General features: G+C 72.8%; 25 protein-coding genes. 11 read left to right on the top strand and 14 right to left on the bottom strand.

The features are described from left to right. Positions 1-42: 42 nt before the first annotated feature. The 4 genes from FHX44_RS28095 to FHX44_RS28080 form a co-directional block, all read right to left on the bottom strand. Positions 43-969, bottom strand: a complete 927-nt coding sequence (locus FHX44_RS28095) for a GNAT family N-acetyltransferase (RefSeq protein ID WP_170309071.1) — start codon at positions 967-969, stop codon at positions 43-45. A gap of 76 nt (positions 970-1,045) precedes the next feature. After that, a complete protein-coding gene (locus FHX44_RS28090) occupies positions 1,046-2,440 on the bottom strand; it encodes a WS/DGAT/MGAT family O-acyltransferase (protein ID WP_147258541.1) in 1,395 nt (464 codons plus the stop codon). A 74-nt stretch (positions 2,441-2,514) separates the two neighbouring features. Further along, entirely contained in the window at positions 2,515-3,744 is a 1,230-nt protein-coding gene (locus FHX44_RS28085; RefSeq protein WP_147258540.1) for an SAM-dependent methyltransferase, read from the bottom strand. Between the two features lie 11 nt (positions 3,745-3,755). After that, complete coding sequence (locus FHX44_RS28080) at positions 3,756-5,108, bottom strand: FAD-binding oxidoreductase (RefSeq protein WP_147258539.1); 1,353 nt, start codon at positions 5,106-5,108, stop codon at positions 3,756-3,758. Between the two features lie 128 nt (positions 5,109-5,236). Between FHX44_RS28080 and FHX44_RS28075 the strand changes: the two genes are divergently transcribed. Continuing rightward, the gene (locus FHX44_RS28075; RefSeq protein WP_246170633.1) at positions 5,237-5,932 is read left to right on the top strand and encodes a dienelactone hydrolase family protein; all 696 of its coding nucleotides are present in this window, start codon (positions 5,237-5,239) and stop codon (positions 5,930-5,932) included. Between the two features lie 10 nt (positions 5,933-5,942). Here the strand turns inward: FHX44_RS28075 and FHX44_RS28070 are convergent, their stop codons facing one another. Continuing rightward, positions 5,943-6,956 (bottom strand): alpha/beta hydrolase, encoded by a 1,014-nt coding sequence (locus FHX44_RS28070; RefSeq protein ID WP_147261527.1) that lies wholly within the window; start codon positions 6,954-6,956, stop codon positions 5,943-5,945. A 136-nt stretch (positions 6,957-7,092) separates the two neighbouring features. Between FHX44_RS28070 and FHX44_RS28065 the strand changes: the two genes are divergently transcribed. Then, positions 7,093-7,725, top strand: a complete 633-nt coding sequence (locus FHX44_RS28065) for a DUF4190 domain-containing protein (RefSeq protein WP_170309070.1) — start codon at positions 7,093-7,095, stop codon at positions 7,723-7,725. 40 nt (positions 7,726-7,765) lie between these two features. Continuing rightward, positions 7,766-8,908: an acyl-CoA dehydrogenase family protein gene (locus FHX44_RS28060; RefSeq protein ID WP_147258536.1), complete on the top strand. Its 1,143-nt coding sequence runs from the start codon at positions 7,766-7,768 to the stop codon at positions 8,906-8,908. A gap of 1,524 nt (positions 8,909-10,432) precedes the next feature. Here FHX44_RS28060 and FHX44_RS28055 read toward each other — a convergent pair. The 9 genes from FHX44_RS28055 to FHX44_RS28015 all read right to left on the bottom strand — a co-directional run bounded on the left by FHX44_RS28055 (position 10,433) and on the right by FHX44_RS28015 (position 19,499). After that, positions 10,433-11,278 carry a PPK2 family polyphosphate kinase gene (locus FHX44_RS28055; protein WP_147258535.1) on the bottom strand — a complete coding sequence of 282 codons (846 nt, stop codon included), beginning with the start codon at positions 11,276-11,278 and terminating at the stop codon, positions 10,433-10,435. Positions 11,279-11,294: 16 nt separating this feature from the next. Next, the gene (locus FHX44_RS28050) at positions 11,295-12,431 is read right to left on the bottom strand and encodes a mandelate racemase/muconate lactonizing enzyme family protein (protein WP_147258534.1); all 1,137 of its coding nucleotides are present in this window, start codon (positions 12,429-12,431) and stop codon (positions 11,295-11,297) included. Next, positions 12,428-13,315, bottom strand: a complete 888-nt coding sequence (locus tag FHX44_RS28045) for a dihydrodipicolinate synthase family protein (RefSeq protein ID WP_212612680.1) — start codon at positions 13,313-13,315, stop codon at positions 12,428-12,430. The genes FHX44_RS28050 and FHX44_RS28045 overlap by 4 nt, the downstream gene beginning before the upstream one ends. Further along, positions 13,312-14,703 carry an MFS transporter gene (locus FHX44_RS28040; protein WP_147258532.1) on the bottom strand — a complete coding sequence of 464 codons (1,392 nt, stop codon included), beginning with the start codon at positions 14,701-14,703 and terminating at the stop codon, positions 13,312-13,314. Before FHX44_RS28040 ends, FHX44_RS28045 begins: the two co-directional genes overlap by 4 nt. 22 nt (positions 14,704-14,725) lie before the next feature. After that, positions 14,726-15,349, bottom strand: a complete 624-nt coding sequence (locus tag FHX44_RS28035; protein WP_425469200.1) for a GntR family transcriptional regulator — start codon at positions 15,347-15,349, stop codon at positions 14,726-14,728. A gap of 393 nt (positions 15,350-15,742) precedes the next feature. Next, positions 15,743-16,459, bottom strand: a complete 717-nt coding sequence (locus FHX44_RS28030) for a Uma2 family endonuclease (protein ID WP_147258531.1) — start codon at positions 16,457-16,459, stop codon at positions 15,743-15,745. Positions 16,460-16,525: 66 nt separating this feature from the next. Next, a complete protein-coding gene (locus FHX44_RS28025; protein ID WP_147258530.1) occupies positions 16,526-17,380 on the bottom strand; it encodes an ABC transporter ATP-binding protein in 855 nt (284 codons plus the stop codon). Further along, the gene (locus tag FHX44_RS28020) at positions 17,377-18,465 is read right to left on the bottom strand and encodes a FecCD family ABC transporter permease (protein ID WP_147258529.1); all 1,089 of its coding nucleotides are present in this window, start codon (positions 18,463-18,465) and stop codon (positions 17,377-17,379) included. The genes FHX44_RS28025 and FHX44_RS28020 overlap by 4 nt, the downstream gene beginning before the upstream one ends. Next, on the bottom strand, positions 18,465-19,499 hold the full coding sequence (locus tag FHX44_RS28015) for a FecCD family ABC transporter permease (RefSeq protein ID WP_425469199.1): 1,035 nt from the start codon (positions 19,497-19,499) through the stop codon (positions 18,465-18,467). Before FHX44_RS28015 ends, FHX44_RS28020 begins: the two co-directional genes overlap by 1 nt. A gap of 110 nt (positions 19,500-19,609) precedes the next feature. Here FHX44_RS28015 and FHX44_RS28010 point away from each other — a divergent pair, with 110 nt between their 5' ends. The 8 genes from FHX44_RS28010 (at position 19,610) to FHX44_RS27975 (ending at position 23,308) form a co-directional block, all read left to right on the top strand. After that, positions 19,610-20,341 (top strand): pyrimidine reductase family protein, encoded by a 732-nt coding sequence (locus tag FHX44_RS28010; RefSeq protein ID WP_147258527.1) that lies wholly within the window; start codon positions 19,610-19,612, stop codon positions 20,339-20,341. 86 nt (positions 20,342-20,427) lie between these two features. After that, a complete protein-coding gene (locus FHX44_RS28005; RefSeq protein ID WP_147258526.1) occupies positions 20,428-20,910 on the top strand; it encodes an Asp23/Gls24 family envelope stress response protein in 483 nt (160 codons plus the stop codon). A gap of 26 nt (positions 20,911-20,936) precedes the next feature. Continuing rightward, a complete protein-coding gene (locus FHX44_RS28000) occupies positions 20,937-21,245 on the top strand; it encodes a hypothetical protein (RefSeq protein ID WP_246170630.1) in 309 nt (102 codons plus the stop codon). Then, positions 21,242-21,484: a hypothetical protein gene (locus tag FHX44_RS27995; protein WP_147258524.1), complete on the top strand. Its 243-nt coding sequence runs from the start codon at positions 21,242-21,244 to the stop codon at positions 21,482-21,484. Before FHX44_RS28000 ends, FHX44_RS27995 begins: the two co-directional genes overlap by 4 nt. 12 nt (positions 21,485-21,496) lie before the next feature. Beyond that, a complete protein-coding gene (locus FHX44_RS27990) occupies positions 21,497-21,676 on the top strand; it encodes a hypothetical protein (protein ID WP_147258523.1) in 180 nt (59 codons plus the stop codon). After that, on the top strand, positions 21,673-22,044 hold the full coding sequence (locus FHX44_RS27985; RefSeq protein ID WP_147258522.1) for an Asp23/Gls24 family envelope stress response protein: 372 nt from the start codon (positions 21,673-21,675) through the stop codon (positions 22,042-22,044). Before FHX44_RS27990 ends, FHX44_RS27985 begins: the two co-directional genes overlap by 4 nt. A gap of 77 nt (positions 22,045-22,121) precedes the next feature. Continuing rightward, positions 22,122-22,661: a DUF6286 domain-containing protein gene (locus FHX44_RS27980; RefSeq protein ID WP_147258521.1), complete on the top strand. Its 540-nt coding sequence runs from the start codon at positions 22,122-22,124 to the stop codon at positions 22,659-22,661. Further along, positions 22,658-23,308 (top strand): alkaline shock response membrane anchor protein AmaP, encoded by a 651-nt coding sequence (locus FHX44_RS27975; RefSeq protein ID WP_246170629.1) that lies wholly within the window; start codon positions 22,658-22,660, stop codon positions 23,306-23,308. Before FHX44_RS27980 ends, FHX44_RS27975 begins: the two co-directional genes overlap by 4 nt. The last annotated feature ends 42 nt before the right edge of the window (positions 23,309-23,350 follow it).

The raw sequence follows: 23,350 nt of genomic DNA, 5'->3' as shown, positions 1-23,350 counted from the left end.
GTCGGATAGGTACCGACGAGGGCGCCGTTCGTCGGAAGCGGATCAGCGCCAGTCGTCGAGCAACCGCACGTCCTCGCGGTCGTAGCCCGGCTCGTTCGGGCGGTGCATCGTGACGCCGGGGCTTTCGGTCCGGAACCCCGCCGCGAGCAGCTGCCGGTACGCCTCGTGCCGTGCCGTGTTCACCCCGAGCGTGAGCCGCACCGCCCCGGCCTCCGCGGCGTACCCCTGGCAGGCCGCCACCAGCGACTCGAACGCCTGCGCCGCACCCGGGCCCGGCCGGACCGCAGCGAACTTGACGTACGCCACCCCGCTGCCCGCCTCCGTGCCCGCCCCGGCGTGGCACACCGCGAAGCCGCGGGGCGCGTCCGGCTCACCGATCAGCACGACGTCACCGAGCCCCTGGTCGAGCACGGCGGCGATCTCGCCGCGCACGTCCAGCCCCACGTGGACCGCGTCGGTGACGGCGGCGCAGCCGGCCACGAGCGCCGGGCGGTCGGCGGGCGCCACGGCCGACAGGCGCCACCCCAGCTGCGGCTCCGAGCCCGTCAAGGGCCGGGACATGATCGCCGTGAGAAAGCGCGGCCAGAAGCCGAACCGCTGGTAGAAGCCGTGGTGCTGCGGGCTCTGGGCGAACGTGAAGAGGCCCTGGTGCCGCGCACCCCACCGGTCGAGCACGTCGACGGCCGCGACGACGAGCCGGGTGCCGATCCCATGGCCCCACAGCTTGGGGCTCACCGACAACGGGCCGAAGTAGGCGACGCTGCCCCACCGCGTGACGATCGTCGAACCGACCACCTCCCCGTCCACGAACGCCCCGAGGGCCGTGGTGTGCCCAGCCCGGAACCGGGTGTGCACGAGCTGCGTGTCCCGGTGCACGCCCGCGCCGAGAACGGTGGAGAACGCGTCGCGGAAGACGTCGTCCGCGGCGTCCACGTCGGCCTCCTCGAGCGGCCGAACCTCGATGTCCACGAAGGCAGGATGCCGTGCCACTGCTCTGAACGGACGGCGGGGTTACTCCGGACCGACTTGATCGGGTGCGGGTGGGTCAGGAAAGGGCGACGAGCTCGGACAAGGACTCGGCGACGAACCCGGCGAGGAGGTCGACGTCGGGGAGGGCGTCGCGGTCGGCGGTGAGGCCGTAGTGGACACCGTTGTCGTAGGACGTGATCCCGATCGCGACGGCCTGGCCGCCCGCGAGCGGCACCACGGGGAACATGTCGAGCATCCGGGCGCCCATCGCGTAGAGCGGGCGGGGCGGGCCGGGGACGTTGGTGACGAGCACGTTGTAGAAGTTGCTGGAGTACTGGCTGGCCAGCCGTGCACCGAGGCTGTGCACGATCGGCGGGGCCAGCCCGACCAGCTTGATCAGCGTTGCGGCGCCCACCGCCTGCCCGCTGCGCTTGTGCACCTCCATGGCGTCGCGTACCACGGCGAGGCGCTGCACCGGGTCCTCCTCGATGACCGGCAGGTCCACCAGGTAGGCCGAGATGCTGTTGCCGGCCGCGGCGGCGCCGCGGGCGCGGGCGCGCACGCTCACCGGGACCATCGCGCGGACGGAGGTGTCGGCCGTGAGCGGCTCGCCCCGGCTGATCAGCCAGCGGCGGATGGCGCCGGTGACCACGGCGAGCACGACGTCGTTGACGGTGCCGCCGTGCGCTCTGCGGACGGCCCGGTGTTCGGCGAGCGACGTGCGGCACATGCCGTAGCGCCGCTGCTGACCGGTGGCCGCGTTGAGCGGCTGCACCGGCCGGACGGTGGCGGCGCTGCGCCCCGCGGCGAGCACGCCCTCCACGGTCCGGCCGACCGTCGACACGGCCTCCCGGACGTCGGTGAGCGCCCGCCCTGCGACGTCGAGCACGTCCCGCGGCCTGCGCAGCGCGTGCGCGGCGGCGGACGCGGCGAGCTCCAGCCCGGATGGTTCGGGCGCGGGCTCCCAGTGGTCGTCCGGGGTGTCGCGCGGCTGCGGGGTGAGGTCCAGCAGGGCCGCGCCGACGTCCATGGACGCGAGCCCGTCGACCATCGCGTGGTGGCTCTTGGTGACGACGGCAAACCGGCCGTCGGCGAGGCCCTCGACGAGGTAGACCTCCCACAGTGGGCGCGAGCGGTCGAGCTGCCGGGCGAGCAGCCGCCCCACGAGCTCGAGCAGCTCCTCCTCCGTGCCGGGCGCCGGCAGCGCGGACCGCCGGACGTGGAAGCGCAGATCGAAGTCCGGGTCGTCCACCCACACCGGCAGCCCCAGGCCGCCGGGTACCTCCCGCACCTTCTGCCGGTACCGCGGCACGAGCGCGAGCCGGTGCCCGATGAGCTCGGTGAAGGCCTCCGGATCGAACGGGCCGTCCTCCGGCGGCGCGAACGTCATGACGGCGCCCACGTGCATCGCCGCGGTGCGGTGCTCGGCGAAGAGGAACGACGCGTCCAGCGGCGAGAGGCGGTCGACCACGTCGCCATTCTCCCGGTTCCGGTTCGCGTGTGGATACGGGAGGTGGAGCATCGTGTTCGCTCAGTAGCGGCGCGTCACGACCAGCCCCGAAGCGGGAAGCCCGAACGGCCGCGGTCGCCGACCTTCACCCCGAGCACCTGGTGCAGCTGGATGTTGTCGCGCTCGAACCCGAGCCGGCTGGCCGCCATGTAGAGCCGCCACACGCGCGCCCGTCCGAGTCCGACCTCGGCGACTGCCTCCTCCCAGTGCTCCTCCAAGTTGCGGCACCACCCGGCGAGGGTGAGCGCGTAGTGCTCGCGCAGGTTCTCCTCGTGCCGGACCTCGAACCCGCTGTCGTTCATGACGGAGATCAGGTGCCCGACCGGCTCCAGCTGTCCGTCTGGGAACACGTAGCGCGCGATGAACGCGTCGAGCTTGCGGGTCGGCGTGCGCGGCTGGGTGATGCAGTGGTTGAGCAGCCGCCCCTCCGGCTTGAGCCGGTCGTACAACGACGAGAAGTAGCTCGGCAGGTTGTCCTTCCCGATGTGCTCGGTGAGCCCGATCGAGCTGATCGCGTCGAACTCGGACTCGGGCGCGTCGCGGTAGTCGAGGTGGCGCACCTCGGCGAGGCCGGACAGGCCCCTGCGCTCGATCTCGGCCTGCGCCCACTCGGCCTGGTTGCGCGAGAGCGTGACGCCCAGTGCCTTGACGCCGTGCTCGGCGGCCGCGTGCATCACCATGCCGCCCCAGCCGCAGCCGACGTCGAGCAGGCGCATTCCCGGCTTCAGCGCCAGCTTCTGCGCCACCAGCTCGTGCTTGGCGGCCTGTGCCTCCTCGAGCGTGGTGTTCTCGGTGGCGTAGACCGCGCACGTGTACGCCATCGACGGGCCGAGCACCCACTCGTAGAAGCGGTTGGACACGTCGTAGTGGTGCGAGATCGCCTTGCTGTCGCGAGACTTCGAGTGCAGCCGGCCCGGCGGGCGGTACTCGAACTCGGGCGGCGGCTGGCGGTGGCGCAGCCACACCGGGAACAGCCTGCGCGCGAGCCGCACCTGCTCCTTGCGGCTGAGGTCGTGCAGCGTGACGTCGGCCATGGCGTTCAGCACGTCGTAGACGTCGCCGTCCACTTCGATCTCGCCCGTGACGTAGGCGCGGGCGAGCCCGAGGGTGCCCGGTGCGGTCGCGAGCCTGGCGAGCGCGCGCGGCGTGAGGATCTTCAGCCCGACGTCGGAACGGTCCGGCCCGGCTTTGCTGCCGTCGTAGGCCACCACCCGGATCGGCACGTCCTCGCCGAGGACGTCGGAGATGAGCTCTGCTACCTGCATGACTGCCCCCTTCACCTGGTGACCTTGGAGTACAGATCGGGCTGCCTGCCGTGCGGGTCGTAGCGCTCCTTGAGCGCGCGGTAGGCCGGCCCGTTGTAGTGCTTCCAGAACTCACCTTCGTCGTAGTGCACTGTGGAGTACAGCGACTTGTGGCCGCCGAGATCGGCGACGAGCTCCTCGATCCGCCGGTTGTGCGCGTCCGGTCGCCCCGGCACCTCCGGCACGCTCGACCAGAACCCGACGTTGACGTACAGCTCGCCGGGCTGCATCGGGTAGAGCGGCCACGTCCGCTCACCGCGCAGCCGCAGCGGGCACAGCCACACCGGGCGGATGCCGATGTCGCGGTGGAACGCGTCGAGGAACTCGGCGAGCCGCTCGACCGGGATCTCGACGTCCTGGATCACCGGCTCCTCCTGCGGCGTGCGGGTGACGCGGTGGGCGAGCCGGGAGAAGCCGTAGCGCCGGTCGAGGGCGACGATGCGGCGGTAGACGTCGGAACGGCGGTAGCGGCGCGGCCAGAACCTGCGCACCACGGGGTGCTGCGCGCCCAGCGCGCGGGAGCACCAGAACCAGTCGGTGTCCCAGCGCCAGATGTAGTCGTGCACGGTGAGCACGTCGGAGGTCCGCTCGCGGATGGAGCGGTAGAAGATCTGCTGGCCGGTGTAGTCGCTCACGCCCGGCCCCGGGTCCTCGGTGAACGTGCCGAGCGTGAGGTACTGCTCCCCCGGCTCGAAGACCGTGCCGTCGACGAAGTCGGGCCCGGCTGCACTGCCATCGCCGCAGACCTCGGTGATCGTGGCCGCGAGGTCCTCCGTGGACACGCGCCGGTGCTCCAGCCGGACGTACGGGGAGACCGGCTGCAGCTCGATCTTCAACCGCAGTGCGTAGCCGAGGGTGCCGTAGGAGTTGGGGAAGCCGGCGAAGAGGTCGGCGTGCTCGCCGTCGGGCGTGGCCGTGACGAGCTCACCCTCCGGCGTGAGGATGTCCATCTCGAGCACCGACTCGTGCGGCAGCCCGTGCCGGAACGACGTGGACTCGATGCCCAGCCCGGTGACCGCGCCGCCCAGCGTGATCGTCTTCAGCTGCGGCACCACCAGCGGCATCAGCCGGTGCGGCAGGGTGGCCTCGACCAGGTCCTCGTAGGTGGTCATGCCCTGCACGTCGGCCGTGCGCGCCACGTCGTCGACGGAGATCACGCCGGCCAGCGCGGACGCGTCGAGGGTCCCGGTGGGTTCGGCGTCGCCGAAGCGGAACAGGTTCGAGGTCTTCTTGGCCAGCCGCACCCGCGTGCCCGGCGGCAGCGCCCGGTATCGACCGACGAGATCCGCCACCGCTGCGTCGTGCCGGCTGGGCGTCAAGGTCATGTACGCGACGCTAGTCCGCTTCCCTCGCCTCACCCAAGCCTCCGACCTGCACCGTTTCTCACACCGTCCGGATCGTCCCGGAGTGGGGGATCCAGCGGCGCCCATATGGGCGTGGTGAGATGTGGGCCGTGACCGAGAACCCGCTCCAGAACGTCACGTTCCCCTCGAACGGCGGAACGGCGCACGGCTACCTCGCCGTCCCCGCCTCCGGCAGCGGCCCGGGTGTCGTCGTCATCCAGGAGTGGTGGGGGCTGACGAACCACATCGCCGACGTCACCAACCGGCTCGCCGCGGAGGGATTCGTCGCGCTGGCGCCCGACCTCTACGGCGGCACCACCACGCACGACGCCGCCGAGGCAGGGGAGCTGATGCAGAAGCTCCCGGTCCAGCAGGCCGCTCGCGACCTCGCGGGTGCCGTGGACCACCTGCTCGGCCACGAGGCGGTCACCTCCCGGAAGGTCGGCGCGGTCGGCTTCTGCATGGGCGGCGGCTTCGTGCTCGTGCTCGCCGCGCAGCAGGGCGACAAGATCGGCGCGGCGGTACCGTTCTACGGCGTGCTGGGAGAGGACTACCCCAGCTTCTCCGGGCTCACCGCGCCGTTGCTCGGGCACTTCGGCGAGCAGGACGACTACGCGAACCCCGAGGCCGTGCGTGCGCTCGCCGCGCGGATCGAGGACGAGTCCGGGGTGCAGCCGGAGTTCCACACCTACCCGGCGGGCCACGCGTTCTTCAACGACGAGAACCACCTCGGCACGTACGACGCCGAGCAGGCGCAGATCGCCTGGGACCGCACGGTGGCGTTCCTCCGCACGCATCTGGCCTGATCGGCCCGGGTCAGCCGTGGTCGGCCAGGAACTCGTCCAGGGCCGACCAGGTGGTGGTGCGCGCGCCGCGCCCGGTGAGCACCCCCAGGTGCCCGCCGGGTGCGGTGCTGAAGCGCACCTCGGGGGCACCGGTGAGGAGCCCCACGACCTTCTGCACGGCCGGCAGCGGCGCGATCAGGTCGGAGCGGCCGCCCACCACCAGCACCGGGACCTGCACGGCGGCGAGCCGGATGGACCGCCCGCCCAGTGACAGCTCGCCGTCGGCGAGGTCGTTGCGGCGCAGCATGAGGTGGAAGATCTGACCGAACACGCGGCCCGGGTAGCCGTGCATGTTGCGCATCAGGTACTCGACGGCCTCGATCTGGGCGAGCGCGTCGCGGTCGTCGAGCTGGGACAGCACCGTCAGCGGCTTCGTGACCAGCTTGTCGACGGCCACGAGCTGGAACGCGGCGCTCACCACGGGCGCCGGGAAGCTCCCGATCGCGCGGTAGACCGCCGACAGGCCGCGCCCGCCGGTCACCATCGCCAGTGGCCGCAGCGGGGCCACGAACGGCACGGCCGACACGTCGACCGGGCTGCCGATCATCGTGAGGGTCCGCACCGGGAGCGGCTCGCCCGCCTGCACCCCCGCGGCGACGGCCAGCGAGCAGAAGATTCCCGCGAGCGACCAGCCGACGAGGTGGACGTCCGGTCCGGCGTCCTCGGCGGTGAGCCGCGCGGCCCACGGCACGACGTCGTCGACCCAGTGCTCCATGCCGAGGCGACGGTCGGAGAACGACTTCGGCCCGTGGTCGATGAGGTACACGAGCCGGCCCTCGGAGAGCAGGTGCTCCACGAGCGAGCAACCGCGGCGCAGGTCGTAGGCGAAGTCGGGGGCGCCGAGCGGGGGGACCAGCAGCACCGGCTCGCCGCCCGCAGGCGCCACCCCGGGCGTCGGGACGTACCGGTAGAGCGCGCCACGCGGGCCGTCGTCGACCAACTCGCGCGGCATCCGGCGCAGGTCGGCCACGCCACCGCGCACCATGCCGACGACGTTGACCGCGGCGGCCGGGAGGTCCACGGGGCGACACGCTACCGATCTCCCGGGCAACCCCGCCGTCGCCGGTAGGGGGTGGGGAAGGAACGATCTGTGCAAAGCCGCCGTGTCGAGGGGGGACATGATGAGCACGCCCGATCCGCAGCAACCGTCCGAACCGCGGCAGCCGTCCGAACCGCAGCGGGACCCGGCCGGGCAGGCCGACTCGGCCACCGTGCAGATCCCCCAACCGCAGGGCGGCATGTCCTTCGACAAGCCTGCGGGACCGGCGCCCGCTCCGCCCTACGAACAGCCGACCGCTCCGGCGTACGGCCCTCAGACGACGCTGCCCTACGACCCGCTGCCGGGTCGGGCGTACGACCCGCGGACCGGGCTCCCCCTCGGCCCACCACCCACCTCGCCGTACGGCCCCCAGGGCCCGGCGCCGTACAACGCTCCCTCCGGGCACCCGGCCGGATACGGCCCGCCGTACCAGGGCTGGTACCCGCCGCCGGGCTACGTCGCCTACGTGACGCGGCCGACCAACGGCATGGCGATCGCCTCGCTCGTCCTGGGGATCCTGTGGATCTACTGGGTCGGCAGCATCATGGCGCTGATCTTCGGGTACGTCGCGCGCCAGCAGATCGCGGAGCGCGGCGAGCCCGGCGGCGGCTTGGCGATCGCGGGGATCGTCCTCGGCTGGATCGGGGTGGGGACCCTGGTCCTCGTGCTCCTCTTCCTGTCGTGGGTGGACGTGCCACCATCGCGGGGCTTCTAGCTCGCTTCTTGGTTACCGCTCGGTATGTGAGACTCGGCCGATGCAGCGCGACATCTTCGACGCCGAACATGACGCCTTCCGCGACCTGGCCCGCACCTTCATCGCCAAAGAGGTCACCCCGTTCCACGAGCAGTGGGAGCACGACGGCCAGGTCAGCCGCGACGTCTGGCTGGCGGCGGGGCGGGCGGGGCTGCTGGGTATCGACGTGCCCGACGAGTTCGGCGGCGGAGGGGTGTCCGACTTCCGCTACAACGCCGTGCTCACCGAGGAGCTGTCGCGGGCGGGCGCGAGCGGTGTCGGCTTCCCGCTGCAGAACGACGTGGTGGCGCCCTACCTGCTGCGCCTGGCCACCGACGAGCAGAAGCAGCGCTGGCTCCCCGGCTTCTGCTCCGGTGAGATCATCACCGCGATCGCGATGACGGAGCCCGGCACCGGCTCCGACCTGCAGGGCATCCAGACGAACGCCCGCCGCGACGGCGACGTCTGGGTCCTCAACGGTGCGAAGACCTTCATCACCAACGGGATCATGGCCGACCTGGTGATCGTCGTGGCGCGCACCGACCCGGACGCCGGCAGCCGCGGGTTCAGCCTGCTCGTCGTGGAACGCGGGATGCCGGGGTTCGAGCGCGGCCGCCGCCTGCAGAAGGTAGGCCTGAAGGCGCAGGACACCGCGGAGCTGTCGTTCACCGACGTCCGCGTGCCGGATGCCAACGTGCTCGGCGAACCGGGCGGCGGGCTGATCGCGCTGATGCAGAACCTGGCGCAGGAACGGCTCTCGATCGCGGTCGGCTGCGCGGCGGGCGCGGCGCGGGCGCTCGAGGTCACCGTGGAGTACACGAAGGAGCGCACCGCGTTCGGCCGCCCGGTGTCCGCTTTCCAGAACACCCGGTTCGAGCTCGCGGAGATCGCCACCGAGGTCGACGTCACCCAGGCCTTCGTCGACCGCTGCCTCACCGAGCACGTGGCCGGCCGGCTCGACCCGGCCGACGCGGCCAAGGCCAAGTGGTGGGCGAGCGACGTGCTCAAGCGGGTGGTGGACCGCTGCGTGCAGCTGCACGGCGGCTACGGCTACATGCTCGAGTACCCCATCGCGAAGGCCTTCGTCGACTCCCGCGTACAGGCGATCTTCGGGGGGACCAACGAGATCATGAAGGAGATCATCGGGCGGCAGCTGCTGGGGTAGCTGCTCCATCCAGGAGGGCCTCCTGGGCCGCGCCTCGTGCGGGCCCGCTGCTGGCCAGGCGGTCGCGCGCCGGGCCCCTGGCAGCCCGAGGCCAACGCGGTCCAGGCGCCCTGGCGCCCTGGCGCCATGCGGGCCGACGGCTTCTGCGCCGGGCCGCCGCACAGGGCCTCCGGGCCGCTCGACAGGAAACGCGCGGTCAAGGCCTCCTGCCAGCCCTGCGCACCGGGCAGGCCGCTGCTGACCCGGCCCTCGTACGTCGGGGCCCGCCAGTCGGACAGGCCGATGTGGTCATGGCCTGCTGGCGGCGCCGCGCATTGTGCGGGGCCGCCCCTCCCAGCTCAAGGGCGCCTGCGGCGTCGCTGCGCGATCGCTTCGCGACCCTTGACCTGCGAGCCTCTACGGCCCCTCGGGCATGCGGTGCGGGCAGGCCGGGGGCCTGCCCGATGGGGCGCGCGGCGCCGCCAGCAGGCCGCTCTCACGGACACGCGATGGCGGATCTCCCCGCCCGTCGCGCACCCTGTGTGCGCTCGCGCGCCCCGTGTCGGGCCACACACCCGGTCGACGGGGCGCGTGGGCGGAGAACGGGTGCGCCGGTTGCGGAGATCGCTCCGATCAGCACACCGGGGCTCGGCGGAGACCTGATGTACTCCTCGGGCCGATCACGAGCCCTCTCCCAACCACTTCACACACCCAGTGGCGACTTCACACAAGGCCGGCCTTGTGTGAAGTGCGTGCTGGGTGTGTGAAGTCGGCTGTTGGCGGCGCTGCGGGCGGCGTGATCGGCTGTTCGGTGGGTTCTCGTGTCGTTTTCGACCGTTTTCGCGCCGAGGCCTTGATCTTGGCCGTGGGACCGCCTTCGGTGGCGCCGCGCGCCCGAAGGGCAGGCCCCTGGCCTGCCCGTGTTGTGCTGCCCGGAGGGGTCGCAGAGGCTCGGAGGTCAAGGGTCGCGCAGCGATCGCGCAGCGACGCCGCAGGCGCCCTTGAGCTCTGAGGGGCGGCCCCGCACAATGCGCGGCGCCACCGAAGGCCGCCCGATCGCCAGACTCACCGCGTCGATTCGCCAGACTCACCGCGTCGATTCGCCAGACTCACCGCGTCGATTCGCCAGACTCACCGCGTCGATTCGCCAGACTCACCGCGTCGATTCGCCAGACTCACCGCGTCGATTCGCCAGACTCACCGCGTCGATTCGCCAGACTCACCGCGTCGATTCGCCAGACTCACCGCGTCGATTCGCCAGACTCACCGCGTCGATTCGCCAGACTCACCGCGTCGATTCGCCAGACTCACCGCGTCGATTCGCCGGACTCGCCGTGGCGGTACGCCGGACTCGCCGTGGCGGTACGCCGGACTCGCCGTGGCGGTACGCCGGACTCGCCGTGGCGGTTCGGCGGACTCGCGGCTCAGGGGCTCGAGGTCGGCCTGGCCGGCCCGTCTGCGACCGCTCACGACCGGTCTGGAGATCACCCTCACCAGCGCGCTCGGCATGGCACCGAGCGCCCTCCGCACACCGCGAGCTCGGGCTCAGGACACGCCGCTGGCCGCCAGCCGGGCGCGCTCGGCGTCGACGTCGAAGTCCGGCTTCGGGAACTTCGGGTCGATGTCGGCGAGGGTCTCCGCGAGCAGGGCGGCGATGGCCCAGTTGCGGTACCACTTGCGGTCGGACGGGATCACGTACCAGGGCGCGGCGTCGGTGTCGGTGCGGCGCAGCGCCTCGGTGTACGCCTCCTGGTAGGCGGGCCACTTCGCGCGCGCGTCCAGGTCACCCGGGTTGTACTTCCAGCGCTTCCCGGGGTCGTCGAGGCGCGCGATGAGCCGCTCGGCCTGCTCCTTGGCCGAGATGTGCAGCATGCACTTCACGATGGCGATGCCCTGGGCGTCCAGTTCCGCCTCGAACTGGACGATCTCGGTGTAGCGGCGCCGCCAGACGTCCTCGGGCACGAGCTCGTCGACGCGGGCGATGAGGACGTCCTCGTAGTGCGAGCGGTCGAAGATCCCGATCCGGCCGGGGATCGGGACCTGGCGCCGGACGCGCCACAGGAAGTCGTGCGCGAGCTCCTCGTCGGTGGGCTTCTTGAACGTGGCGATCTGCAGGCCCTGCGGGCTCACCAGGCCGCCGACGTGCCGGATCACCCCGCCCTTGCCGGAGGTGTCCATCCCCTGCAGCACGAGCAGGACGGCTCGCGGGCTCCCACCGGTGGCCTCGGCGTAGAGCGCCTCCTGCAGGCCGTCGAGGCGGCTCCCGAGCTCGGCCATCTCGCCGGCCGCCGCGGCCTTGTCCTGCGGGCCGACGGGCCGACCGCGCGGGTCGATGGCGGCGAGGTCGAGCTCGCCGGGCACCCGGAACGTCTCGCGCACGGACTTCCCCATGCGGCGACACTACTGGTCACATGTACGCCGTCGACCCGTCCGGTCGCACCGGCACGCGCCGCTCCCAGTGGACGTAGTCGTCGTGCGCGAGCGCCGACTCGTCGATCTCCACGCCCCACCCGGGGCGGTCGGGGCGCAGCTGCAGGTACCCGTCGACGGGGAGGTACGGGTCCACGCACCAGGTCGTGTCGTCGGGCTTGTACTCCAGGATGTCGAAGTTGGTGGTGGCCGCCGCGAAGTGCAGGTTCGCCGCCGTCGCGAGAGGACCCATCGGGTTGTGGGGGGCCACGCCGACGTAGTGCGCCTCTGCGAGCACCGCGATCTTGCGCATCTGGGTGAGGCCGCCGACGACGCAGATGTCGGGCTGCACGATGTCCGCGCCCTGCGCCGCGAGCAGCGCGAGGAACTCGTTCGGGGTGTACAGCGACTCCCCCGTCGCGAGCGGCACCCGCATCTCGCTGCGGATCCGCGCCCACGCCGGCACGTGCTCCGGACGGATCGGCTCCTCGAGGAAGAGGGGCTCGTTCGGCGCGAGGGCGGCGGCGAGCTGCACCGCCTGCCCTGGCTCCCAGATGCACGCGTGGGCGTCGAAGGCGAACTCCCACGCGTCCGGCAACCGCTCCCGGACGGCGCCGAACCAGTCGCCGATCTCCCGGCAGACCGCGCCCCAGCGGGTGGCGTGGATGTCGCCGCGGTACGGGCTCAGCTTGAAGGCCGTGAAGCCGTACCGCTCGTTGAGCTCGGTGGTCCGCTCGGCCAGCTGCGGGACGTCCGGGGCCGAGTAGAGCCCGGCGTACACCCGCACGCGGTCGCGCACCGCCCCGCCGAGCAGCTGGTAGACCGGCAGGCCCGCCGCCTTGCCCGCGATGTCCCACAGCGCATGGTCGATCGCCGCGATCGCGGCGAGGCCGAGCGCGCCGGGCGGGAAGCGCGAGGACTGCAGCAGGTACTGGTTGACGTAGCCGACCCGCCGCGCGTCCACCCCCTCGATCTGCGTGAACAGGTACTCCAGCAGCGGCACGAGCGCCCGGTCCGGGCCGTGGTTGTACGCCTCGGCCCAGCCGGCGATCCCGTCGTCGGTGGTGATCTTGACGAGCAGCCGCGGCCGGTCACCCACGCGCTGCATGAACGTCTCGAGCCGGGAGATCCTCATTCCGGCCACCCGGCGATCGCGGCGGCCACCTCCGCGGCTGCGTCCGGTCCGAGCACGTGGCCCGGCGGCCGGACGTCGCGCCGGCACAGCCCGCGCTGGTGCAGCGCCTCTTTGACGACGGCCACGTTGTCCGCCGCACCGCCCCGCGCCCTGAGCTCCTCGAACCGCCGCACCCGCAGCCACGCCTCTTCCACGCCCTCCCCCGCTCGCAGGGCGGCGAGCAGGTCGAGCGCCACCCGCGGCGCGACGTTCGCCAGGCCGGAGGTGAACCCGCGGGCGCCCGCCTGCCAGTACGACGGCGCGTACGGCTCGGCGAGCCCGGCGATCCAGAGCAGCCGGTCGCCGCCCGCATCGGCGCGGACGGCGGCGAAGTGCACCGGGTCGTCCACCGAGTACTTCAACCCGATCACGTTCGGCGCGCGGTCGGCGAGCTCGGCGATGTGCGCGCCGGTGATCGCCCGGCTCTTCAGGTAGGGCAGCACGCCGAGCTCGGGGGCGGCCGAGGCGACGGCGGCGTTGTAGTCCACCCACCCCGCGGGCGAGAGGTACGGGTGCACCGGCTGGTGGATCATGATCGCGTGCGCGCCCGCGTCCCGGGCGGCGCGCGCATCGGCCGCAGCGGTCTGCACGTCGAAGCCGACCCCGGCCACCACCACCGCACGCCCGGCGGCCGCTGCGGTGCAGGTCTCCAGCACGAGCTGCCGTTCCTGCGGGGTCAGGGTGTAGAACTCGCCGGTGTTGCCGTTGGGCGTGACGGCGGTGACGCCGCCGTCGAGCAGCCGCGTGACGAGCTTCGTGTAGCAGTCGACATCGACGCTGCCGTCCTCGGCGAACGGCGTGACCGGGATGACGATCGCGGTCGCCAAACGCTCCACCGAGCTCACTTGCTCTCCTCGAAGGTGTGGACGGGCTTGATGCGCACGCACAGGCCGTAGATCAGCGCGCTGATGATGCAGCTGGCGCCTGCGAACACCAGCGGCCCGAGGTAGGAGCCGCCGCTGAACGTCAGGAACAGGCCGATCGCGATGGGGCTCACGATGTTGCCCAGCTGCGAGCCGAAGTTCTGGAAACCGGCGATCGACCCCACGACGTCGGGGGACGGCGCCACCTCGGAGGGCAGGCTGAGGATCGCCGCGCCCGCGAACGAGTGCGCCGCGCTGCTCACCGTCAGCAGGATCATGACGACGAGGTTGCTCTCCACGAACGGCGTGATCGCGATGCACGCGCTGACCCCGAGCCCGGCGATGATCGGGGCCTTCCGCGCGACGTTCGTGGACATGCCCGCCGCGAGCATCCGGTCGGACACGATTCCGCCGAGAACGGTGGCCCCGATTCCGATGACCGCCGGAATAGCACCCACCATTCCGAAGTCGGCCTCGGAGAATCCGCGGTCGTCGAGGAGGTAGCTCGGGTACCAGGTCAGGAAGAAGGCGCCGGCGAGGGAACGGAACACGTAACCGCTCATCAGGGCCCAGACCTGGCCGTTGCGCAGGAGCGGCAGCCAGCTGCGGGCATCGCGCGGGGTTTCCTCGACCACCATCTCGGCCTGGTCGTACCGGATGTGCGCGAGCTCCGCGGCGCTGACCCGCGGGTGGTGCTCCGGGGAGCGGTAGATCCGCAGCCACCCGAAGATCCACAGCAGCCCGACGGCCCCGATCACGACGAACACCGCCCGCCAGCCGACCGAGACGGCGAGCACCGTGACCACCGGGACCGAGAGCGCCACGCCGATCTGCTGCCCCATGTCGAACAGGCTGGAGGCGAACGCCCGCTCGCTGCGCGGGAACCACTTGGAGACGACCTTGATGTTCGCCGGCTGCACCGGCGCCTCGCCGATGCCCAGGCCGATCCGGAAGACGATCAGGCTGGCGACGCCGCCCGCCAACGCGGTGAGCGCGGTCCAGATCGACCACCAGCCGACCGCGACCGGGTAGACGACCCGCGGACCGACCCGGTCGAGCAGCCAGCCGGACGGCACCTGGAAAACCGCATAGCTCCAGAAGAACGACGAGAGCACCACGCCCTGCACGGCAGGGCTGATCTCGAATTCACGGGTCATGAACGGCAGGGCCACGCTCAATGCGGACCGGTCGAGATAGGCGATCGTCAGACCGAGTGCGGAAAATGCGACGATCGTCCATCTGAAGTGGCTGCGCTGCCGTGCGCGCGATGGATCTTCAATTCCCTCGGCCGTGCTAGGGTAGGGCAACGTTGCTCCTCGTGAGTGACGGTTCGGGAGTGTGGCCCGGACGCTTGGCGGTGGCTGGGCCACACTCCTTTTCTTGCTTTCCCGATCAGGGAAGTCTTCGCAGGAAGCCGGCCACGTGCTCGGCGGTGAGCCTGCGGGCGGTGTCGGCGTCGCCCGCCTCGGCGGCGGCGAGGATCGCCTCGTGCTCGTCGGCCTCGGCCTCCCAGGTGGCGGTCTTGGCCCAGGACGCCGCCGACACGAGCGCGGTGCGGTCGCGCAGCCCGTCGAGGGTGGCCACGAGCAGCGCGTTGCCGCACCCGGCGTAGAGCTGCCGGTGGAACTCGCGGTTGGCCAGGCTCCGCTCGGCGTTGCCCGCCGCGGCGCGCGCCTTGCGCAGGCACTCGGCGGCACCGGACACGTCGGCCCCGGCGGCGACGCTGCGCTGCACGGCCTCCGGCTCCAGGAGCAGCCGCAGGTCGTAGATCGCGACGGCATCGGCGCGGGTCAGCTCGCGGACCGCGGCGCCCCGGTACGGGGCCATCACCACGAGCCCGGTGCCTTCGAGGGTCTTGAGCGCCTCGCGCACGGGGGTCTTGGACACGCCCAGCTGCGCCGCGAGCTCCTGCTCGACGAGCGCGCTCCCGGGCGCGAGCTCGCCGCTCAGGATCGCGTTGCGGATGATCTCGAGCACCCGCGCGGTGCGCGAGGGCATGAGCCCGGCGTCGGTCAGCGGCACGGTTCCCTCTCATATCTCATATACGATGTCCGACCGTATGCCTCGCGCAGATCACCCGTCAAGCCCGCGCGCTCATGCACCTCGTACCGGTCCGCGCGACTCGTCTCGGCCGACGCTCCCCGTCGGCCGAGGGCGTGCGCCGTGACGGGGTGCGCGGGAGGGGAAGTGGGCGCGAGCGGCGCCGGACACGAACCGCTCAGGCCACGCACCCCAACTCAGGCAACGCACCTCGACTCCGGCGGCACACCCCATCGACGGGGCGCGTGAACGCAAACCGGGCGCGTGAGCGGTCCCGGACGCACACCGCTCCGGGCCGCGCACCTCGACTCCGGCGGCGCACCCCGTCGACGGGGGGCGTGAGCGCAGAGGGGGTGCGTGTGCCCCGGGTCAGGCGTTGATCGGTCGCGCCGGGCCGCCGGGGTCCTCGGTGGGCACCACGGGCAGAGCCTGGGTCGGTGGGGCCTCGGTCGCGGAGTCCCGGGGCTCCGCGGGCCGGGCGGGCTCCGGCGCCGTGATCTCCGCGAGGTCGAGCTCGAGCCGGAACGGCTCCTCGATCAGCAGCTTCTCCTCGCCGCCCGCGCGCGCGTACTCGTGGTAGCGACCACCGATGATCATGTCCGCGACCGCGAACGGGCCGTCGTGGTCGAGCAGCACGGAGTACGGGATGCGACTGCGGGCGTACAGCTGCAGCTTGAAGCTCCGGTCGGCGGCGCCGTGGTCGCTGCCGACGACCTCGATCACCATCAGGGCCGCGGCAGCGTCGACGATCACGGGCGCCTCGACCTCGGCAGCGGGCTGCGCATCCGCGGATTCGTCGCCGGGCTCGCCCTCGTGGGCGGGGGCCGCGGTGATGATCAGATCCGGTACGAGCACGCAGTCCGGGCCGAGGCGCAGCGGCAGCGGGCCACGCACGATCAGCCCGTCCGGCAACGCCGCGGCCACGGCCTCGCGCACCCGCCCGATCGCCCGCGTCCGCCGCGGGCGCGCGTTGGGGCCGACGAGCAGCGTGCCGTCGACGACCTCGACGCGGCCATCATGCTTCAGGGCGAGGTAGGCCGCCTCGGACCAGGGTCCCTCGTGGTCGAACACCGACTGGCTGTCCACCTGGCCTCCTCTCGCTCGTTCCCGGGCCGTCGCAGGTCACATGGTGACACGTGACACACGGGGAGCTCAGGACGACTGAGCGTGACCGCCCATCGGCACGACCAGGGGGGTGCCGGCCACCGGATCGGGGATCACCCGGGCTGCCAGCCCGAACACCTCGGCGAGCATCGACTCCGTGACGACCTCGGACGGCTCACCCGCTGCGACGATCCTGCCGTCCCGCATGGCGATGAGCCGGTCGGCGTAGCGGGCGGCCAGATTCAGGTCGTGCAGCACCATGACGACGGTGCGGTCGGCTTCCTGGTGCAGCCGCCGGACGAGCTCCAGCACGTCGACCTGGTGGGCGAGGTCGAGGAACGTGGTGGGCTCGTCCAACAGAAGCAGGTCGGTGCCCTGCGCGAGCGCCATCGAGATCCACGCCCGCTGCCGCTGGCCACCGGACAGCTCGTCGACGGGGCGTTCTGCGAGGTCGGCGATGCCGGTCCACTCGAGGGCCTGGGCCACGGCCTCCTCGTCGTCGGCCGACCACTGCCGGTACCACGCCTGGTGCGGGTGCCTGCCGCGCGCCACGAGGTCGGCCACGGTGAGCCCCTCCGGCGCGGTCGGAGCCTGCGGCAGCAGGCCGAGGATCTTGGCGACCTCGCGGGTGGGCATCTTGTCGATGCGCCTGCCGTCGAGCAGCACCTGGCCCGCGGAGGGCTTGAGCAGCCGCCCCAGCGCCCGCAGGAGGGTGGACTTGCCGCACCCGTTGGGCCCGATCACGGCCGTGATCGTGCCGGCGACGACGTCGAGGTCCAGGCCGTCCACCACGGTGCGCTCACCGTAGGCCAGCCGGACGTGCTCGGCCCGCAGCCGGACGGCGGGGTCGGAGATCGCGGCAGCACCGTCCTGAGAGGCGTCGGTCTTGGTCAACGGCGTCATGCACGGGCCTCCCGGCCGTAACGGGCGAGCAGGTAGAGCAGGTAGGGCGCGCCGAGCACGGCGGTGACGATGCCGACCGGCAGTTCGGTGGCGCCGAACGCGGTGCGCGCGACGACGTCGGCGATCACGGTGAGCGCCGCGCCGACGACGAGCGACATCCCGATGGGTGGGCGCGCTCCCCCGACGAGGCGCTGCGCGATCTGCGGTGCCACCAGCGCCACGAACGCGATCGGCCCGGCGCTCGCCGTGGCCACCGACGCCAGCCCGACGGCGACGAGGAGCAACAGGGACCGTGCCCGGTTGACGGGGACGCCGAGGCCGCGCGCGGTGTCGTCGCCGTACTGCAGCGCGCCGAGGACGTGCGCCAGCAGGAACGCGGCCGGCAGCAGCACGGCGAGCGCGATCGACACGGGCACGACGTGCTCCCAGCCGCGCGCGTTGAGGCTGCCGTTGAGCCACACGTAGGCACGCGCCGCCTCGAACACCTCGGCCACGACGAGCAGCCAGTGCACGATGGCCAGCAGCATCGCCTGCAGGCCGATGCCGACCAGCACGAGCCGGAACCCGTGCACACCGCGCCGCCAGGCCAGACCGTAGATCAGGAACGCGGTGAGCAGGCCGCCGATCAGGGCGGCCATCGGGAGGCCTGCGGCAGCGAGGAACCCCCCGACCGCGCCGAACCCGCCCCCGAGCACGATGACGAACACCGCCGCTGCGCTCGCGCCCGCCGTGAGACCGATCATGTCCGGGCTGGCGAGCGGGTTGCGTGCGATCGACTGCGTGATCGCCCCGGCCACGGCGAGGGCTCCCCCGACGAGCGCGCCGGTGAGCGAGCGGGGCAGCCGCAGCTCCAGGATGATGAACTGCTGGCCGGAGTCGCCGCCCCCCAGCAGCACCGCGAGCACGTCGGGAACGCTGATCGGGTACTCGCCGCGGCCGATGTTCGCCGCCATGCCGAGCACGAGGGCGGCGATGCCGATCGCGAGCACGACCACGTACCGCGGCCGCCAGACGAGCGACACTCCCCTGGCGCGCAGCGCGGGGCGTCCCGGTACGCGCTGGGGCGCTTTCTCGAGGACGGCCATCAGATCGCCACCATCTTCCGGCGGCGCACGAGCCAGACGAAGAACGGGCCGCCGATCAGCGCCAGCACGATCCCGACCTGCAGCTCGCCCGGACGCACGACGATGCGGCCGATCACGTCGGCGACGAGCAGCAGGGCGGAGCCCGCGAGCGCCGACGCGGGCAGCAGCCACCGGTAGTCCGGGCCGGTGAACGACCGGACGATGTGCGGGACGACCAGCCCGACGAACGCGATCGGCCCGCACGCCGCCGTGGCCGACCCGGCCAGCAGGGTGATCGCCACGACCCCCATCGTGCGGGTGCGGCGCACCGAGTGCCCGAGCGAGCGGGCGACGTCGTCGCCGAGCGAGAGGGCGTTCAGGGCGGGGGCGCTCGCCAGGCCGATCAACGCGCCCGCGAGCAGGAACCACTGCACCTGCCCTGCGATCTCCACCTCGCGCCCGGCCAGCGATCCCACCGCCCAGAAGCGGTAGGCGTCGAGGGTCTGGACGTCGATCAGCACCACGGCCGAGGTGAGCGCGGCGAGCAGCGCCGACACCGCGGCACCCGCGAGCGCCAGCGTGACCGGCGTGGGCCCGCCACGGCCGACGGAACCGAGCACGAACACCGCGACGCTCGCCACGAGCGCACCGGCGAAGGCGAACCAGACGTAGCCGTAGAGGCTCGTGACGCCGAACACGTAGATCCCGATGACGACGAAGAACGCCGCCCCGTTGTTCACGCCCAGCAGCCCGGGGTCGGCGAGCGGGTTACGGGTGTGGCCCTGGATCAGCGCCCCGGCGAGGCCGAGCGCTCCGCCCGCGAGCACGCCGAGCACCGTGCGGGGCACCCGCAGCGAGCGCACCACGATGTCGTCCTCGAGGCCGGTGGGCGTGAACACGGCGTGCCACACGCCTTCGAGGGGGATCGCCTTGGCGCCGACGGCGATGCTCGCCAGGCAGGCACCCACCAGTACGGCCGCGAGCAGGGCCAGGCCGGCGAGCCGGCGCCTGCGCAACCCGCCGACCGCGGGCGCGGGAGCGGCCGGCGTCGTCAACACGGACACACCATAGGTGAGCCTGGCCTTCACTCCATAGTGGCCCCGCGCGCCGGCGAGTTCGCCGACCGCTGGGCGAAGCGCTCCTGCGGACACGAGAGGATGGCGCGGTGCACCCGCTGCTGCCCGCCGACGAGGTCCTGGACGACGCGCAGCTCGCGGACCGCTACGCCTATCCGCGGGACCTGGGCGCGCCGTTCGTGCGGGTCAACTTCGTGGCGAGCGCCGACGGGGCCGTGTCCGTAGAGGGCGCCTCCGCGGGGCTGGGCTCCCCCGCCGACCGCCGGGTGTTCCTGATGCTGCGCCGGCTCGCCGACGTCATCCTCGTCGGCGCGGGAACGGTGCGGGCCGAGGACTACCGGGGCGCCCGCAGGCCCACCATCGGCCGGGACACGCCGCCGCCGATCGCCGTCGTCACCGGCTCGGCCCGGCTCGATCCGGCCGGCAGGCTGTTCACCGACACCCACGTCCCGCCGATCGTGCTCACCCTCGACACGGTCCCACGGGAACGCCGTGAGCGGCTGGCCACCGCGGGCGCCGACGTCGTGGGGCTCGAGCGCCTCACCCCGGACCTCGTCCTCGCCGAGCTGGCCCGCCGCGGCCTGCACCGCGTGCTCTGCGAGGGCGGGCCCACCCTGTTCGGCGAGCTCGTGGCGGCGGACGCCGTCGACGAGCTGTGCCTGACGGTCGCGCCGCTGCTCGTCGGCGGCAGGGCCGGCCGGATCGCGACCGGCCCGCGGGGCGAGCACCTGCGCCGGCTGGAGCTCGCCGACGCCCTGCACGAGGACGGCGTCCTGCTGCTCCGGTACCGCCGCGCCGGTGGCTCTACCCCGATCGAGTGACTTCGCGGAAGAGTGCGCGGGAGAGTGGTTCCGACCGCGTCCCACTGGCGAACACTCCGGAAAGCCGATGGAGAAGGATCAGACCCATGAGCGAGAGCACCGCCACTCCCACGACGACGACACCCACCGCCACCGCCTCGTCGCCTGCCCGGCTCGCCGACGAGACATCGCAGGGCAAGACCACGATCGCCGCCTCGGTCGTCCAGAAGATCGCCGGCATCGCCGCGCGCGAGATCTCCGGCGTGCACTCGATGGGCGGCGGCGTCTCGCGGGCCTTCGGCGCGATCCGCGAGCGCATCCCGGGCGGGGGCACCGGCGCCGCCAACATCACGGGCGTGCAGGTCGAGGTCGGTGAGAAGCAGGCCGCGATCGACCTCGACATCGTCGTCGAGTACGGCGCGTCGATCGTCGAACTGGCCCGCGCCGTGCGCCGCAACGTGATCACGGCTGTCGAGCGCATGACCGGGCTCGAGGTGATCGAGGTCAACATCGCGGTCAACGACATCCACCTGCCGACGGCCGTCGACGAGGACGCGCAGCCGCCCGTCCAGTCCGCGCGGGTCGAGTGACCGCTCCTGCCCGGAGGATGACCGTCGTGCCGAACCCACCCGACCCGGCCGAGCTGGCTGAGCGGGTGGCCGCGGCCGTCGCCGCCCATCCCGCGGTCGCAGGCCTGCACGGCGGCATCCACGGCTCCGTGACCACCTACCTGCCCGGGCGCAGGCTGCTCGGGGTCCGGATCGGCGAGGGCGACGAACCCGTCGAGGTGGCCGTCGTGGTGCGCTCCGACCGGCCGATCCCGGAGACCGTGCGGTCGCTGCGCCGCGAGGTCTCCCGGCTCTGCGGCGGTGCCACCGTCGACATCACCGTCGCCGACATCGTGCTGCCGGGTGAGCTGCCGTGAACGAGCAGGAACGGGCCGCCTACCGGGCCTTCGTGCGCGAGAACCACCCGGACCGCGGCGGCGACCCGGAGGTGTTCGCCGCCGGACTCGCGCGGTTCCGCGAGGCGGAGCAGGATCCGATCGACGACGCCCGCTTCGACGCGCCCGTCGAGGTGGTGCGCCCGCTGCCCTTCCCGGTCCGGGTGGGCGTCGCGCTGATCCGCACCTGGCACCGCCGCCGCAACCAGAGAGTCCTGTAAGAGGAGATCCGGATGAATGCCACCCAGACCGGCCTGCTGGCCGGCCTCACCCTCGGCCTCGCCGGGGCGTTCGGGGGCCTCGGGGCCTTCCTGATCGTGCTGGTCCTCGGCGCGATCGGGCTGATGGTCGGCCGCGCCCTCGACGGTCAGCTCGATCTCAACGCGCTGCTCGGACGGGGCCGCGACCGGTGAACCCGCTCCCGGCCGTCGAGGAGCGTGGCCGGCTCGAGATCCATCCCGCCGTGCTGCGCAAGATCGTCGAGCACGCCGCGGACCAGGTGCCCGGCACCCTCCGCCACGAGCGGCGCCTCGCCGGCATCGACATCGGCGAGGCCGGGGCGAGCGCACGCATCGTCACCGGGTCCGGCGATCCGCCCACCGTCGACATCCGGCTCGAGCTCACGCTCCAGTACCCCGCCCCGGTGCGCACGGTCGTCGCGGACGTGCGGGCCAAGGTGGACGAGGAACTCGCGCGCGTCACCGGGCACCGCGTGCGCGCCATGACCGTGACCATCGCAGGCCTGCGGTCGGCGCACCCCACGGCGGCCCGGCTGCACTGATTCCTGACCACGACGACTGACCATCGACCACCGAGAACCGACCACCGACAACCGACCACTGAGCAAGGAGGAATGTCGTGCGCGTGCTGCTGCGAGTGCTCGCCCCGCTGCTCGGCCTCGCCGTGGCCCTGGTCGGGGTGCTGGTGCTCCTGGAGGTGGTCGCCGCGTCGGTGCGGCCCGACGACGGGGACGGGCTCGTCGTGCCGTGGCCGGACTGGTATGCCACGCTCGGGCGGACCGCATGGAGTGACGTCCCGGTGCCGGGCATCGCGATCGGCGCCGCCGTCCTCGGGCTGTTGCTCGTGCTCGTGGGGCTGCTGGCCCGACGCCCCGACATCGCGGTCGAGGGGCCTGCGCCCGAGATCACCGTCACCACGTCGCCCCGCGTGCTCGCGCGCCTCGTCGGCCGCAGGGTGCGCGCCGCGGACGAGGTGGCCGCCGCGTCCGTCACGGCGTCCCGGCGCAGGGTGTCGGTGGCCGCCGAGGCCTGGAACGACGCCGGTCCCGCGCTCGCCGATCGGGTACGCACCCGCGTGGAGGACCTGCTCGACGAGGTGCCGCTGCGCAGGCGCCCACGGGTGACCGTGACGGTGCAGGACCGGAAGGGACCCCGGTGACCACCGACCTGCCGAAGACCACCGGTGCCGGCTCGTCCGCGCTGCGGCGGCGGGCCGCCGCGGCGAGCGCGCGCTCCACCGCGGGCGAGCGCACGCTCGCCGTGGTGGTCGGGCTCGTCCTGCTCGCCGCGGGCACCCTCGTCACGCTCCTGTCCTACGGGGTCTTCGGCACGGCCCGCGCGAGCCGGCCGCTGCTGGACCCGATGATCGTCGACGCGTTGCGCGCGCAGCCGCTCGTCGCCCTGGTCGCCGCGATCGTCGGCGGGCTGCTGCTCGCCGTGCTCGGGCTCGTCTGGGCGGCGCACGCCCTGCGCCCGGAGCGCCGCCCCGACCTGGTGCTCGGCACCCTCGACGGCGGCGACACCTCCGTCGTCGTGAGCGCCGCGGCGGCGGCAGAGGCCGTTGCGGCGCAGGCCGCCGAGCTGCCCGGGGTCGGGCGGGCCAGGGCCCGGCTCGTGGGCTCCGAGGCCGCGCCGGCCATCCGCGTCACGCTCTGGCTCGCCGACGACGCCGACGTCCGCGACGTGCTCGCCCGCCTCGACTCCGAGGTGCTCGCCACTGCCCGCGGTTCCCTCGGCGTCACCGACCTCCCCGCGGCCGTGCGGCTGGAGCTCGACCACCTCCAGCCGGGCCCCCGCGTGTCCTAGTAGTGCTTCCCGCCGGAGGGAGCACCAGGTTCACGTCGCTCA

This window comes from Pseudonocardia hierapolitana, assembly GCF_007994075.1.
In the GTDB taxonomy this organism is placed as follows: Bacteria; Actinomycetota; Actinomycetes; order Mycobacteriales; family Pseudonocardiaceae; genus Pseudonocardia; species Pseudonocardia hierapolitana.
This window is presented reverse-complemented; position numbering and strand designations above follow the sequence as displayed.

Bases quoted from the DNA above. Each gene is read 5' to 3' on its own strand.
- FHX44_RS28085 (WP_147258540.1), bottom strand. From the start codon at position 3,744: ATGCAGGTAGCAGAGCTCATCTCCGACGTCCTCGGCGAGGACGTGCCG.
- FHX44_RS28080 (WP_147258539.1), bottom strand. From the start codon at position 5,108: ATGACCTTGACGCCCAGCCGGCACGACGCAGCGGTGGCGGATCTCGTC.
- FHX44_RS28070 (WP_147261527.1), bottom strand. From the start codon at position 6,956: ATGGTGCGCGGTGGCGTGGCCGACCTGCGCCGGATGCCGCGCGAGTTG.
- FHX44_RS28065 (WP_170309070.1), top strand. From the start codon at position 7,093: ATGAGCACGCCCGATCCGCAGCAACCGTCCGAACCGCGGCAGCCGTCC.
- FHX44_RS28060 (WP_147258536.1), top strand. From the start codon at position 7,766: ATGCAGCGCGACATCTTCGACGCCGAACATGACGCCTTCCGCGACCTG.
- FHX44_RS28055 (WP_147258535.1), bottom strand. From the start codon at position 11,278: ATGGGGAAGTCCGTGCGCGAGACGTTCCGGGTGCCCGGCGAGCTCGAC.
- FHX44_RS28050 (WP_147258534.1), bottom strand. From the start codon at position 12,431: ATGAGGATCTCCCGGCTCGAGACGTTCATGCAGCGCGTGGGTGACCGG.
- FHX44_RS28025 (WP_147258530.1), bottom strand. From the start codon at position 17,380: ATGACGCCGTTGACCAAGACCGACGCCTCTCAGGACGGTGCTGCCGCG.
- FHX44_RS28020 (WP_147258529.1), bottom strand. From the start codon at position 18,465: ATGGCCGTCCTCGAGAAAGCGCCCCAGCGCGTACCGGGACGCCCCGCG.
- FHX44_RS28005 (WP_147258526.1), top strand. From the start codon at position 20,428: ATGAGCGAGAGCACCGCCACTCCCACGACGACGACACCCACCGCCACC.
- FHX44_RS27990 (WP_147258523.1), top strand. From the start codon at position 21,497: ATGAATGCCACCCAGACCGGCCTGCTGGCCGGCCTCACCCTCGGCCTC.